This window comes from Sporosarcina sp. NCCP-2716 (assembly GCF_023707985.1).
Taxonomy (GTDB): domain Bacteria; phylum Bacillota; class Bacilli; order Bacillales_A; family Planococcaceae; genus Sporosarcina.
Genome location: NZ_BRCF01000018.1, coordinates 1 through 586, shown reverse-complemented (window position 1 = coordinate 586; position 586 = coordinate 1). Strand labels below are relative to the sequence as shown.

Here is a 586-nt window from a genome sequence, read left to right as displayed (position 1 = left end):
TGAAGTCGTAACAAGGTAGCCGTATCGGAAGGTGCGGCTGGATCACCTCCTTTCTAAGGAATTTGTACAGAGACCATCGCAAGATGTGTGGCTGTACATTCGGAAAAGAACCATTCGGTTCTTACGTTGACATTTTGCGTTCAGTTTTGAAGGTTTATAAAGCGGAGACGACGGCTTTGATGCGACAAGCATCAGGGAGTCGGAGCTGGATTATAAGATCTTCATTTCTTCTATAATAAGATGGGCCTATAGCTCAGCTGGTTAGAGCGCACGCCTGATAAGCGTGAGGTCGGTGGTTCGAGTCCACTTAGGCCCACCATTTTAAACATAACCCTTTGGGGCCTTAGCTCAGCTGGGAGAGCGCCTGCCTTGCACGCAGGAGGTCAGCGGTTCGATCCCGCTAGGCTCCACCATTAAATTGCTCATTGAAAACTGGATAAAACAACATTGAAGCAACAAATCAAGATAATCAACCGAGTCGGCCGCAGCAATGCGAGCCGGACAGCGATTCTTTTTGTTCTTTCATTCCATTCATCGCTGGATGGACGAGAGAACGGTAACTTTTTGGTTAAGTTAGAAAGGGCGC

2 tRNA genes and 1 rRNA gene are annotated in these 586 nt (G+C 47.8%); all 3 read left to right on the top strand.

From position 1 onward, the window contains the following. Positions 1-53, top strand: a 16S ribosomal RNA gene (locus NFU03_RS15685); the annotation flags it as partial. Between the two features lie 189 nt (positions 54-242). Beyond that, positions 243-319 (top strand) — tRNA-Ile (locus NFU03_RS15680). Between the two features lie 18 nt (positions 320-337). Beyond that, positions 338-413: transfer RNA gene (locus NFU03_RS15675), tRNA-Ala, on the top strand. Positions 414-586: the final 173 nt, after the last annotated feature.